11 protein-coding genes are annotated in these 12,170 nt (G+C 60.0%); 4 read left to right on the top strand and 7 right to left on the bottom strand.

Going from position 1 to position 12,170, the window contains the following annotated elements; all coding sequences use genetic code 11:
• Positions 1–122: 122 nt before the first annotated feature.
• Positions 123–1,202, top strand: a complete 1,080-nt coding sequence (locus AC3B6A_RS25635) for an alkene reductase (RefSeq protein ID WP_488399906.1) — start codon at positions 123–125, stop codon at positions 1,200–1,202.
• A gap of 318 nt (positions 1,203–1,520) precedes the next feature.
• Positions 1,521–1,748, top strand: coding sequence for a helix-turn-helix domain-containing protein (locus AC3B6A_RS25630; protein WP_488399905.1), 228 nt, complete (start codon positions 1,521–1,523; stop codon positions 1,746–1,748).
• Positions 1,749–1,895: 147 nt separating this feature from the next.
• Here the strand turns inward: AC3B6A_RS25630 and AC3B6A_RS25625 are convergent, their stop codons facing one another.
• The 4 genes from AC3B6A_RS25625 to AC3B6A_RS25610 all read right to left on the bottom strand — a co-directional run bounded on the left by AC3B6A_RS25625 (position 1,896) and on the right by AC3B6A_RS25610 (position 4,817).
• On the bottom strand, positions 1,896–2,264 hold the full coding sequence (locus AC3B6A_RS25625; RefSeq protein WP_488399904.1) for a DoxX-like family protein: 369 nt from the start codon (positions 2,262–2,264) through the stop codon (positions 1,896–1,898).
• On the bottom strand, positions 2,261–2,713 hold the full coding sequence (locus tag AC3B6A_RS25620; RefSeq protein ID WP_488403716.1) for a thiol-disulfide oxidoreductase DCC family protein: 453 nt from the start codon (positions 2,711–2,713) through the stop codon (positions 2,261–2,263). The genes AC3B6A_RS25625 and AC3B6A_RS25620 overlap by 4 nt, the downstream gene beginning before the upstream one ends.
• Before the next feature lie 586 nt (positions 2,714–3,299).
• Positions 3,300–3,908: a hypothetical protein gene (locus tag AC3B6A_RS25615; protein WP_488399903.1), complete on the bottom strand. Its 609-nt coding sequence runs from the start codon at positions 3,906–3,908 to the stop codon at positions 3,300–3,302.
• Positions 3,909–4,145: 237 nt separating this feature from the next.
• On the bottom strand, positions 4,146–4,817 hold the full coding sequence (locus AC3B6A_RS25610; RefSeq protein WP_488399902.1) for a hypothetical protein: 672 nt from the start codon (positions 4,815–4,817) through the stop codon (positions 4,146–4,148).
• A 548-nt stretch (positions 4,818–5,365) separates the two neighbouring features.
• Here AC3B6A_RS25610 and AC3B6A_RS25605 point away from each other — a divergent pair.
• Positions 5,366–5,842 (top strand): pilin, encoded by a 477-nt coding sequence (locus AC3B6A_RS25605; RefSeq protein ID WP_488399901.1) that lies wholly within the window; start codon positions 5,366–5,368, stop codon positions 5,840–5,842.
• Between the two features lie 54 nt (positions 5,843–5,896).
• Here AC3B6A_RS25605 and ilvD read toward each other — a convergent pair whose 3' ends face one another.
• The 3 genes from ilvD to AC3B6A_RS25590 form a co-directional block, all read right to left on the bottom strand.
• Positions 5,897–7,735, bottom strand: coding sequence for a dihydroxy-acid dehydratase (gene ilvD / locus AC3B6A_RS25600; RefSeq protein WP_488399900.1), 1,839 nt, complete (start codon positions 7,733–7,735; stop codon positions 5,897–5,899).
• Between the two features lie 652 nt (positions 7,736–8,387).
• The gene (locus AC3B6A_RS25595; RefSeq protein WP_488399899.1) at positions 8,388–9,584 is read right to left on the bottom strand and encodes a class I SAM-dependent rRNA methyltransferase; all 1,197 of its coding nucleotides are present in this window, start codon (positions 9,582–9,584) and stop codon (positions 8,388–8,390) included.
• 83 nt (positions 9,585–9,667) lie between these two features.
• On the bottom strand, positions 9,668–10,207 hold the full coding sequence (locus AC3B6A_RS25590) for a type 1 glutamine amidotransferase domain-containing protein (RefSeq protein WP_488399898.1): 540 nt from the start codon (positions 10,205–10,207) through the stop codon (positions 9,668–9,670).
• A gap of 193 nt (positions 10,208–10,400) precedes the next feature.
• Between AC3B6A_RS25590 and AC3B6A_RS25585 the strand changes: the two genes are divergently transcribed.
• A complete protein-coding gene (locus AC3B6A_RS25585) occupies positions 10,401–11,225 on the top strand; it encodes an HDOD domain-containing protein (protein ID WP_488403714.1) in 825 nt (274 codons plus the stop codon).
• Positions 11,226–12,170 lie beyond the last annotated feature (945 nt).

Raw genomic sequence — 12,170 nt, 5'->3', positions numbered from 1 at the left:
CCATATTTGAGACATGCTGTCCAAACAATACCGTCTTTACCGCTAAAACTGGAACAACCTATTGTGTGGTCCATGCGCTTCACGCGCTATTTCCCGACCTCTTGATAGCGGAGTACGACAAGATGACCACGCTTTGGGACCCAATTCGAATCGGCCGCATGAACCTTCCGCATCGCCTGGCGATGTCCCCGCTGACCCGTAGCCGCGCGCTGCCCGGCGGCACGCCGAGCGAGTTCGCTGCCGAGTACTACTCGCAGCGTGCCTCGCTGGGCCTGCTGATATCCGAAGGCACCCAGCCGTCCGAGGATGGCCAGGGCTTCCTCAACTCCCCGGGCATTCATTCCGACGCCCATGTGGCTGGCTGGCGCGAAATCACCGACGCGGTGCATGCCAAAGGCGGGCATCTGTTTATCCAGGTCATGCACGCGGGGCGCATGTCCCACCCGGACAACACGCCGCATGGGCGTCGGGCGGTCGCGCCGTCCGCCATCGAGCCCGATGCGCAGATCCACACGCCCACCGGCCTGAAGCAGGTTCCCGAACCGCGGGCGCTGTCCCTTGAGGAAATCCGCGCCACCGTCGCCGATTTCCGCCAGGCCGCCGCCCGTGCGATCGAGGCGGGCGCGGACGGCGTGGAAATCCATGCCGCCAATGGCTATCTCATCCAGCAATTCCTTTCGCCCAATGCCAATACCCGCGACGACGCCTACGGCGGGTCGATTGCCAACCGCATGCGCTTTGCCCTGGAGGTCGCGACGGCGGTGGCTGAGGAGATCGGCGCCGACCGCACGGGCATCCGCCTGTCGCCGGGCTCGCGCCTGGGCGGCATCGATGAAGGTTCGGGCTATGGCGAGCTGTACCGCACCTTGGTGGCGGAGCTTGCGAAACTGGACCTGGCTTACCTGCACATCGCCCACAACGGGGACGAAGCGCTCCTGAAGGACATCCGCGCCCTGTGGCCCAATGCCCTGCTGGTCAACCGGGTGAACCGGCCACTGGAGCTCATCGGGCAGGACGTCGAGACCGGCTTGGCGGACGTGTCTCCGGTCGGCAGGTGGGCGCTCGCCAACCCTGACTTCGTGCTGCGCCTGCGCGCCGGCCACCCGCTGAACGAACCTGATCCGCAGACCTTCTACGGCGGTGGCGCGCGCGGTTACACGGACTATCCCCAGCTGCAGGATCAGATGCAGGTTGTTGATTGATCTTCTGCGCAGTCTGCCGCTGGGCTGTTGGTTCGATGAGTGCCGGGCGGCAGGGCGAGTGGCCTTCTAAAACGATGGAAGGCCACCCCCGGAAAGCAATCAAAGGTTTTGTCCTCTGTATATGGCCCCGGCTTCGCCGGAATCTTGCTTTCGTTTTTCATCGGTGTTGCTCTCCTTTTCAGAGACGAAAGGGTAATTTCATTTTTGAGTTTCCCCCCCGCACTGAATTTGAAAACGAAGCCATAGTTTCGTTTTCCTCAACTTTGTAAACATCATTCTTGTAATCGAAAACAAAACTTAGATTTTCAGAGGCAGACCATGGCCAGCTACGTTCAGGTGCGCACTGCCGAAGACATCGGCAACGTCGTGAGAAAAACCAGAAAAGCGCAGAAAATTCTTCAGGAAGACATGGCTGACATAATCGGAAAAAGCCATGTTCATCTGCGCGACATCGAAAAGGGGAAGGGTACCGTTGCACTGAGCAGCGTGCTGAAGCTGTTTGAGGAGTTGGGTATCCGTGTTTACCTGGATGTGCCGAATCCATGAGCAGTAGTAGGGTGGAAGTCGTTTTTTACTTCCACCATAGGCACCCGTGTGCGGAGCTAATGGGATTTATTTTTCTACTCTAAAGCCAGCCGCGCTGGTCAGGGTTAGAGCGCTCAAATGAATTTGTTTCAATTCCTGCGCTTTTGCTCAAGCCTTGGTGTTCCAGGCAATTGCGCACAGGGCGATGCCGGCAATATTGAGTGAGACGGGATTGAAGGCATCAATCAGCATTGCTGGATTGAAAATCGCAACATCCAGCAACAGAGCAAGTAGCGCTGACGCAGCGACTGCAAGTGGCCAGTAACTGCGTGGTGCGAGTAATAGACAAAAGGCCAGGGCAATTTCTGCGGCTCCGGCAAGATTGGCGAAGAGCTCAACCTGGGTGATCCCGTGAGACTGGATCATGGTCCGCTCGCCTGGGCTTAGCCATAGCAACTTGGGAACGAGGCCGTGGTAGGCGAACATGAATGCCAGAGTTCCTCGGGCGATCCAGTTAATGCGCGCCAAGGTCCTCACTTTGGGGCCTTCAAAAAACGTTGCTCGTGATCGGGATCAGGCAAGAGGCACGTGTCGTATTTTCCGAAGAGCCGATAACGATTCAGCGCAATGCGATCGTACGCCCAATCTCGAAGCGTGCGGGGGACGCAGCGGAGAAGTTCCACTGGACGCCAAGTGGCAGGCAGTTGAGCGATGACTTCGAAAAATGCGTCCGAACGCACCCAATAGTGGTGGTCGCGGATTACCGCCATGGTGTCGAACTGATCCACGGGCAAACCTGCCCAGGCAAGCAGTGCCTGCCCTTCGGGGGACTGCACTGCCGCCAACCGGACTCGCCGGTGGCGGTCATGACGGATCAGGAACTTCGCCCAGCCATTGCACAGCTTACATACGCCGTCGAACAAGACGACCGTTTCGCCTTGCATGAGTAATGGCGCGGGTGAGGGGCGGATTTGGGATGCTGGCATAAGCGTGGGTCCGATGATGCCCGGATAGCTCGGATCATACTCACGTATCAGCCATGAGGTCAGCTTTTGGCCGATCTCTGTCGGTCGCGAAGGGCAGAGATCGACCCTGAGCGGTCCGTCGGCTCGCCCGAGAGCAACATTCGACGTAATATCGTAGTTCCTCATTGTTCGAGCTTTCGCATCATGGCCAGATCCGATCTTATTAAGGTTGCAAACGCGTTCCTAGATTGGGAAAAGCCATGGACGTTCTATTCGGCCGTATTGAATCAACTATCCCATGACCCCGAGACCCCGGCCATTTTCTTGCAAATCTGGGCCGAGGTATGCCGCTCCGACCACTGGCAGCAAGTGGACATATCGAAGGGCTGTGATGCTTGCGATTGTGGGCTCAAGAAAGAGTTTTCATGGTTGCCGGAGGACGCCCGTGCGCAGTTCGTGCGGGCTGCATCGTACCAATGGAAATAATTCGCCCCAAAGCGGACATTGAATCTAACTTGACCAATGCTTGAGCTAGCCCTGACTACCTTTTCAGTTGTAAGCGGTAGCTACCGCAGTCGCCCCTTTTAACTGATAGGGGGGGATGGATCTACTTTACAGCTGCTTGCCCCTCACTGAATTGATCAATTATCTCTTTTACTTTTTCGCTATCCCATGCACCACCATCAACAAGAAAGAACTGGCCGGATTGGTTTAGGCGGTCAGCTATATGGCTGTTGGACAGCCCTGCCTCATGCATGGAAAGAATCTTTGTGACCTGTCGGTTTGCTGATATATCCTCCACGTACGCCGGAGATGTTTTTGCATTACAGAAAGAGCACTTTACAGTCCTTAGGCCTATTAATCCCTTGCATTTAGGGCATTCTCTAATGCCTCTCTTCCAGTATATTTTTGCCGACCTGCGTTTGCTCTTGTAATATATTTTTGCGTAAATCATCCCCATTACGTGTGAGTTTGGGATTGAAACCAGAGTACAGATTAATGCAATAGTCTCTCCTGCTCTTCCTAAAAATGCAAAATAAAACCCGATCAAGAATAGTATAAGCGAACCTGGGAGGGTCAATATTCCGATTGCTAGTAATATCGGTAATTGTAATTCCCCTGTCCCTCCTGAAAACATGAATGCAAGTGATATTGCTGTTGGAATACTTAAATAGAGCCCGGAAGGGAAAAAATCTTTCAGTTCGTCCTTTTCCATTTCTTCCATGCCTAGATGTAAAAGTCATAATTCGATTCGGATCTAAAAGGGAGCATGACCTTTGGCTACATCATGGAGTTTAGCAGCGTGCCCTTGGTCTGCTTTTGGCGATTCATTGCCAGCCCTCGCAGGCAGCTATTGGCCGGTCTGTGCCCATTGAAACCGGCAGAAGTCGACCCACTGCGGACATTGGCTACTCAAACTGAAACGATCCATTTTGAGAGTAGCCCGAAGCCGTCAGCGCTTCTGTTCTACGAAATGATTGGACTGCCATGCAAACCGACGTTGGACTGAGCGCTTTTCTCCATTCGGGCAGGTCTGTTCTGTGATTTTAAAGACCAGTGTTGTTTGGGGAGTCCCTTCGTTCTCAACGTTGATGGAGTCAATATTGGCTGCCACACCGTCTAGCATGCGTTCACCGCACATGCCGCACCCAGGGTCCTGGTTCACATAGAACAAGGATTCAAGCTCAAATGCTTTGCCTCCTTCTTTAGGCTTGAGGTAGAGCACTTCGTAGATAGCGTCCCAAATTCCGCCATGCAGATTATTGGTCAGCAAGAGAGCAAAATGCTTCTTGTTGGGGCCGTTGAACTCAAGCGGGACTGAAAGGTTGGCTCTGTAGTACCTATCCGGGAAAGCGTATGTGCCATCGGTTGCGTTGAAGTAATACAAACCCTGTTCGATCCGACCGGTGTCGATCTGTGTGACCAAGAACTCTCTGTCGTTAAGACGGAAGCAGAGTGTGGGTTTACGCACATCTGAATGGGAGAGATAGAAGTCATTCAGTTTGCTAAAGAGGCGCGTAGTCAGTGCCGCCTCGCACGGCTGGAACCAGGAACCGGCATTAGCGGTACTTGAAAGCAGCAACATCAAAAAGGTCGCCGCTTGAAGAAATCCTTTCATGGTCATTCGCCCTTGACCCCATCTCACTGATCTGAACGCCCAACGAGCAGAACATCGATTTTCGCACCGCAGAGAGCCGACCAAAGGATCATAGCTGTAATGGGGAAACAGAGAGAAAAGAGGCGAATCTGCTCCAACTCCGAACGTCCGCTCCTGGCCGATCTCTGCCAGCCACATCGCTGCGCCACGCCATCGTATGAAGAATACCCACAGTCCCAGGCGCCTGCGGAGTCTCGTCAGGTCGGTGGGGTGGAAGTCGCTTTTTACTTTCGCCATTGGCATCCGCGCGTAGGTTCTATGGTGGATCGGTGAAGCGTGATCCACCCTACAAGAGTTGGAAGGCGACATAAGTTGTCAGTTTCTGCTGTTGGTTGGGGCACTTTTTGTTATTGAGGGGTAGTTGGAGTGTGGGGGATTGCGGCTTGTTGAGTCGTTTTTGTTTGTCAGGAAATTTCTGAAGGCATAGGAGGATTTGGACTACATATCTGCTGTATCCGTGGGTCATTTAATCCACATCACCGGGAGTTCCGGGTGGAACTTTCTGGATTAATTGAATGATCCTCGGAGATAAAATCGTGAGTACATCACAAAAGGGTTTCACACTTATCGAGTTGATGATCGTCGTGGCGATTATTGGCATTTTGACGGCGATTGCTATTCCGGCCTATCAGGACTACACGGCGCGTGCGCAACTATCTGAAGCTCTGTCTCTTGCTGACGGGCTAAAAGTCGCAGTTAGCGAGACCTTTTCCCAGGACGGCAGTTGCCCCGACAATAGCGGCGGGGCAGCGGATGGGCTTTCTGCTGCTGGTGATATCAATGGAAAGTACGTTGACAAAGTAACGGCGGGCGGTACTGCTGCAGCAACTGGGGGTTGCACCATCGAAGCAACCATGAAGTCGACAGGTGTGGCGTCAGGTATTGCTGGTGAAACTCTTACGCTGACGTTGATTAATGCTGATAAAGGCTCCTATGTTTGGACCTGTGCCTCCAGCGCAGATGATAAATATGTACCGAAGGCTTGCCAGTAATTGATATTTAAAAAAGCCCGGCATGTGCCGGGCTTTTTTATTGGCTCAAGAATATCAGCCGTCGAGCAACGCCTTATTCCGCACCGCACCCTTGTCGGCGCTGGTCGCCAGCAGGGCATAGGCCTTCAGCGCGGTGCTGACCTTGCGCGCACGCGGCTGGGCCGGTTTCCAGCCCTTCTTGTCCTGCTCGACACGGCGGGAGGCCAGTTCTTCATCGCTGACCAGCAGGTTGATGCTGCGGTTGGGGATGTCGATCAGCACCTTGTCGCCGTCCTGCACCAGGCCGATGGCGCCGCCCGCGGCGGCTTCCGGCGAGGCGTGGCCGATGGACAGGCCCGAGGTGCCGCCGGAGAAGCGGCCGTCGGTGAGCAGGGCGCATTGCTTGCCCAGGCCCTTGGACTTCAGGTAGCTGGTCGGGTAGAGCATTTCCTGCATGCCCGGGCCGCCTTTCGGGCCTTCGTAGCGGATGATGACGATGTCGCCGGGCTTCACTTCGTCGGCGAGGATGCCTTTCACGGCGGCGTCCTGGCTTTCGAAGATCTTCGCGCGGCCCTCGAAGACGTGGATGGATTCGTCCACGCCGGCGGTCTTCACCACGCAGCCGTCGAGGGCGATGTTGCCGTACAGCACGGCGAGGCCGCCTTCCTGGGAGTAGGCGTGCTCGACGCTGCGGATGCAGCCTTCGGCGCGGTCGTCGTCCAGGCTCGGCCAGCGGGTGCTCTGGCTGAACGCGACCTGGGACGGGATGCCGGCGGGGCCGGCCTTGAAGAAGGTGTGCACGGCTTCGTCGCGGGTCTGGGTGATGTCCCACTGGGCGATGGCCTCGGCCATGCTCGGGCTGTGCACGGTGCTGACGTCGGTGTGCAGCAGGCCGCCACGGGCCAGCTCGCCGAGGATGGAGAAGATGCCGCCGGCGCGGTGCACGTCTTCCATGTGGTACTTCTGGATGTTCGGCGCGACCTTGCACAGCTGCGGCACCTTGCGCGACAGGCGGTCGATGGCGCGCAGGTCGAACGGCACGTCGGCCTCCTGGGCGGCGGCCAGCAGGTGCAGGATGGTGTTGGTGGAGCCGCCCATGGCGATGTCGAGGGTCATGGCGTTCTCGAACGCCTTGAGGGTGGCGATGTTGCGCGGCAGGACCGAGTCGTCGCCTTCGCCGTAGTAGCGCTGGCACAGCTCGACGGCCAGGCGGCCGGCGCGCAGGAACAGCTGCTCGCGGTCGGCGTGGGTGGCCAGGGTGGAGCCGTTGCCGGGCAGGGACAGGCCGAGGGCTTCGGTCAGGCAGTTCATCGAGTTGGCGGTGAACATGCCGGAGCAGGAGCCGCAGGTCGGGCAGGCGCTGCGCTCGTATTCGGCGACTTTCTCGTCGGAGCAGCTGTCGTCGGCGGCGACGACCATGGCGTCGACCAGGTCCAGGCCGTGGCTGGCCAGCTTGGTCTTGCCGGCTTCCATCGGGCCGCCGGAGACGAAGACCACCGGGATGTTCAGGCGCAGGGCGGCCATGAGCATGCCGGGGGTGATCTTGTCGCAGTTGGAGATGCAGACGATGGCGTCGGCGCAGTGGGCGTTGACCATGTATTCCACGGAGTCGGCGATGATTTCGCGCGACGGCAGGGAATAGAGCATGCCGTCATGGCCCATGGCGATGCCGTCGTCCACGGCGATGGTGTTGAATTCCTTGGCCACGCCGCCGGCTTTCTCGATCTCGCGGGCGACCAGTTGGCCCAGGTCCTTGAGGTGCACGTGGCCGGGGACGAACTGGGTGAAGGAGTTGGCGATGGCGATGATCGGCTTCTTGAAGTCTTCGTCCTTCATCCCGGTGGCGCGCCAGAGGGCGCGGGCGCCGGCCATGTTGCGGCCGTGGGTAGAGGTTTTCGAGCGGTAATCGGGCATGACACGTTCCTGCGGCTGATCAGGTATCGGTGGGAGTCGCTGCGGTGGCGGCGTGCTGCGGATGGCGCTGGCCGGCAAGAGCGCGAGCGGACTCGACAATTCGTATCGTGAGCACGGTATGCACCGGATGCAAACGGCAGGTGGCGTCGCATGGGCATCGGGGCGCGGAGCGTGGCGGGGTCGCCGCCTGCTTGGCCGGGGCTCACTGGCCCGCCTGGGGATAGGTGGCAGGAATGCCCGGATTCTACGACGGCCCTTGCCGCCAGGGAAAGGCTGGCGGTCGATGCCGGCGGGAGCAGGCGTTGGATTGATGCGTAGCCCGTAGGATGGCGTGGAGCGAAGCGATACCCATCGTTCCCGGCAGGTTCGGCTGATGGGTATCGCAGGCTCCACCCATCCTACGGGCGCCGGGCGGTGTTCGGCTCGTCTGTGCGGGGGGATTAGGGGCGCGTCACCCATCCTGCGCGCTGGACGCTTTTCGTAGGATGGCGTGGAGCGAAGCGATACCCATCGTTTCCCCGACAGGTTCGGCTGATGGGTATCGCAGGCTCCACCCATCCTACGGGCCCGCGCGGTGTTCGGCTTGTCTGCGCGGGGGATGAGGGCGTCATCCACCCTATGCGCTGCCGGCTGGCGCAGGCCGCGACGGGTGTCAGCCGTTGGGCAGCAGGCGGACGGTGAGGCTCTTGATGTAGCGGGTTTCGGGGATGGCCAGATGGACGGGGTGGTCCGGGCCCTGGCCGCCGCGTTCCAGCAGCTGGATGTTGCGGTCGAGGTGGCGGGCGCTGCCGAGCAGGATGTTCTGCAGGTCGTCCTCGGGCAGGTGCATGGAGCAGGAGGCGCTGACCAGGATGCCGTCCTTGGACAGCAGGCGCATGGCCTGTTCGTTGAGGCGGCGGTAGGCGGCCTCGCCGTTCTTCAGGTCCTTCTTGCGCTTGATGAAGGCGGGCGGGTCGGCAACGACCACGTCGAAGCGTTCGTCGGCGGCCTTCAGCTCGCGCAGGGCTTCGAACACGTCGCCTTCGACGCAGGCGACCTTCTCGGCGACGCCGTTCAGCGCGGCGTTGCGCTCCACACCGTCGAGGGCGAAGCCGGAGGCGTCCACGCACATCACTTCGCTGGCGCCGAAGGCTGCGGCCTGGATGCCCCAGCCGCCGATGTAGCTGAACAGGTCGAGCACGCGCTTGCCCTGCACGTAGGGCTGCAGGCGCGCGCGGTTCATGCGGTGGTCGTAGAACCAGCCGGTCTTCTGGCCGGCCAGGACCGGAGCCTCGAACTTCACGCCGTTCTCTTCCAGGGCGACCCATTCCGGGACTTCGCCGTAGGCGTTGGCCACGTAGCGCTCCAGGCCTTCGGCGTCGCGGGCGCTGGAGTCGTTCTTCCACAGTACGGCGCTGGGCTTGAGCACTTGCAGCAGGGCGGCGAGGACGTCGTCGCGGTGCTTTTCCATGGTCGCCGAGGCGAGCTGGACCACCAGCACGTCGCCGAAGCGGTCCACCACCAGGCCCGGCAGCAGGTCGGAGTCGCCGTAGACCAGGCGGTAGAAGGGCTTGTCGAAAAGGCGGTCGCGCAGGCTCAGCGCCACGTTCAGGCGGTGAACCAGCAGGGATTTGTCGAGAACATGCTTGGTATCGCGGGAGATCAGGCGGGCGCAGATGAGGTTGTTCGGGCTCATCGCGACGATGCCCAGCGGCTTGCCGTTGGCCATTTCGAGGATGGCCTGCTCGCCGGCGCCGAAACCGTTCAGCGGGGTGGCGGCGACGTCCACCTCGTTGCTGTAGACCCACAGGTGGCCGGCGCGCAGGCGGCGCTCGGCGTTGGCTTTCAGACGCAGGCTGGGCAGGGTCATGGGAAGGGCTCCGGCAAAAGTGCGCGATTATAACGCAGCGGCGCGCGCCGCCGGAGCGCGGCGCGTGCCTTTCCATCGGCTGTTCAGGCGGCGAGGCTTTCGATCAGTTGCCTGCTGAAGACGGGGATGTCGTCCGGCTTGCGGCTGCTGATGAGGTGGCCGTCCTTGACCACCGGGCGGTCCACCCAGTGGCCGCCGGCGTTGTTGATGTCGTCCTTGAGGGAGTTCCAGCTGGTCAGGGTGCGGCCGTTCACCAGCCCGGCGGAGACCAGCAGCCAAGCGCCGTGGCAGATCACCGCGATGGGTTTGCCGGCCTGGTCGGCGCGCCGCACCAGTTCCTGGGCCTTGGGCAGGCTGCGGATCTGGTCGGAGTTGATCACGCCGCCGGGCAGCAGCACGGCGTCGTATTCGTCGATGTGGGCGGTCTCGAAGGTGCCGTCGACCTTGAAGTTGTCGGCGGGGTGGTCGTGGTTCCAGCCGCGGACCTTGTCGGTGTTGTCGGAGAGTATGCGGACCTTGGCACCGGCCTGTTCCAGGGCGTTGCGCGGGCCGGTCAGTTCCACTTGCTCGAAGCCGTCGGTGACCAGGATGGCGATCGTCTTGCCGTTGAGGGTGTGGTTCATGGTGGATCTCCCGTTTCGTCCTTTCTGGGCGTAAAGATTCCGACACTGCCGCCGATGAAAGTTCAGTCAAAAGAGCCGGTCCCAGAACGTTGCGCTCTGGGTAGACTGTGCGCTCCGTCAACTTTCAGCCATGTCCGCCATGTCCCAGGAACTTTCCGCCGAACAGATTCGCCAGGTCTTGCAGGGCATCAGTGTGCCGCCGCAGCCGCAGATCATGGTCGACCTGCAGATGGAGCAGGTCATGCCCAACCCGGACCTGAAGGCGATCGCCCGGTTGATCGGCCAGGACCCGGGGCTCTCCGGCGCGTTGCTGAAGCTGGTGAACTCGCCGTTCTTCGGCCTGGCCAACCGCATCACTTCGATCCAGCGCGCGGTGAACCTGCTGGGCAGCCGTTCGGTGATCAACCTGATCAACGCCCAGTCGATCAAGGGCGAGATGAGCGACGCCACCATCGTCACGCTCAACCGCTTCTGGGACACCGCGCAGGACGTGGCGATGAGCTGCCTGACGCTGGCCAAGCGCATCGGCTACGAGTCGGCGGACGAAGCCTATGCGCTGGGGCTGTTCCACAACTGCGGCATTCCGCTGATGCTCAAGCGCTTCCCGCACTACATGGCGGTGCTGGAGGAGGCCTACGCCAGCGCCAGCGACGAGCGGCGGGTGGTGGATACGGAGAATCGCGTGCTGAACACCAATCACGCGGTGGTCGGCTATTTCACCGCGCGCTCCTGGCGGCTGCCGGAGCATGTCTGCGAGGCGATCGCGAACCATCACAATGCGTTGTCGATCTTCAGCGACGACAGCGCCCGCGACACGCAGTTGAAGAACCTGCTGGCGATCCTGAAGATGGCCGAGCACATCTGCGGCTCATATCGGGTGCTGGGCAACCAGCCGGAAGACCACGAGTGGCAGAGCATCCGCGCCAGGGTGCTGGATTACGTGGGGCTGTCGGAGTACGACTTCGAGAACCTCAAGAGCAGCATTCTCGAGTTGGGCGTGGGGCAGGGGACGTACTGAACCGCCACTCTCCGTAGGATGGCGTGGAGCGCAGCGATACCCATCGATTACTGGATTGGTGGCTGGGACGCTTGGCCCTGGCTCCGTAGGGTGAATAACGGCTAAAGCGTTTCCGCCGTCTTGGTCGGTGTTTTTGCGCCGCTTCGGCGTGTGCTGGGACTTCTTGTTTCGCCCCCTCGGGCGACCCACTTTGGCAAACGACCCAAAGTGGGCAAAGGTCTGTGCCCCTGCATCCGGTTTTTCGCTTAGGCGAAAAATTCCCTCGTTCCATCGAAGTTTCAGGGGCCCGCGTTGACGGGCCATCCCTGGCCCGACAACGCTCTCGCGGCATCCATGCCGCTCGACCCCTGAAACTCCGATTCCACTCGGCCTCCTGAAGGGGCGCTCCGGAGTGTGCGGATATTTCTCTGGAAGTCTTCAAGAGCCAAAGCCCAAAGCCCAAAGCACAGCGCGCCCGGGATTTGCTCGTGTAGGAGCGGACCTTGTCCGCGATCAGCCCGGCTCAAGAGCTTCGCGGACAAGGTCCGCTCCTACAAAAGCCGCACGTTCCGTAGGAGCGGACTCCGTCCGCGATGCTCTTGCTTTGCGCAGCGTTATCTACCTGATGGGTATCGCTTCGCTCCACGCCATCCTACGACGCGCAAATCCTTCAGCCGCAGCTCTGCCTGTCACACCGAAACATCCGGCGCGCGCAGAGTCCCGTCAGGAGGCCGAGTGGAGGTATTGCGCAGAGGGGCGAGCGGCATGGATGCCGCGAGAGGCTTGAAGGGCCATGGATGGCCCTTGCAAGCCGACCCTCGGAGCGATACCGGAAGGAGGGCAGTCTGAGCGAAGCGAAGACCCGGATGTCGGGACGGGCCTTTTTGGTTCCTTTTGGGGCCCCAAAAGGGACTCGCCCGGGAGGGCGAAACCAAATATTCCAGTACACGCCGAAGCGGCGCAGAA

It is taken from the genome of Pseudomonas sp. B12(2026) (assembly GCF_057767015.1).
The sequence above is the reverse complement of the archived record's forward strand: the minus strand, read 5'-3'. Positions and strand labels throughout refer to the sequence as shown.

What these genes read in the sequence shown, in the direction of transcription:
- AC3B6A_RS25635 (WP_488399906.1), top strand. Translation starts at nt 123, where the DNA reads ATGACCACGCTTTGGGACCCAATTCGAATCGGCCGCATGAACCTTCCG.
- AC3B6A_RS25630 (WP_488399905.1), top strand. Translation starts at nt 1,521, where the DNA reads ATGGCCAGCTACGTTCAGGTGCGCACTGCCGAAGACATCGGCAACGTC.
- AC3B6A_RS25620 (WP_488403716.1), bottom strand. Translation starts at nt 2,713, where the DNA reads ATGCCAGCATCCCAAATCCGCCCCTCACCCGCGCCATTACTCATGCAA.
- AC3B6A_RS25615 (WP_488399903.1), bottom strand. Translation starts at nt 3,908, where the DNA reads ATGGAAAAGGACGAACTGAAAGATTTTTTCCCTTCCGGGCTCTATTTA.
- AC3B6A_RS25610 (WP_488399902.1), bottom strand. Translation starts at nt 4,817, where the DNA reads ATGACCATGAAAGGATTTCTTCAAGCGGCGACCTTTTTGATGTTGCTG.
- AC3B6A_RS25605 (WP_488399901.1), top strand. Translation starts at nt 5,366, where the DNA reads ATGATCCTCGGAGATAAAATCGTGAGTACATCACAAAAGGGTTTCACA.
- ilvD (WP_488399900.1), bottom strand. Translation starts at nt 7,735, where the DNA reads ATGCCCGATTACCGCTCGAAAACCTCTACCCACGGCCGCAACATGGCC.
- AC3B6A_RS25595 (WP_488399899.1), bottom strand. Translation starts at nt 9,584, where the DNA reads ATGACCCTGCCCAGCCTGCGTCTGAAAGCCAACGCCGAGCGCCGCCTG.
- AC3B6A_RS25590 (WP_488399898.1), bottom strand. Translation starts at nt 10,207, where the DNA reads ATGAACCACACCCTCAACGGCAAGACGATCGCCATCCTGGTCACCGAC.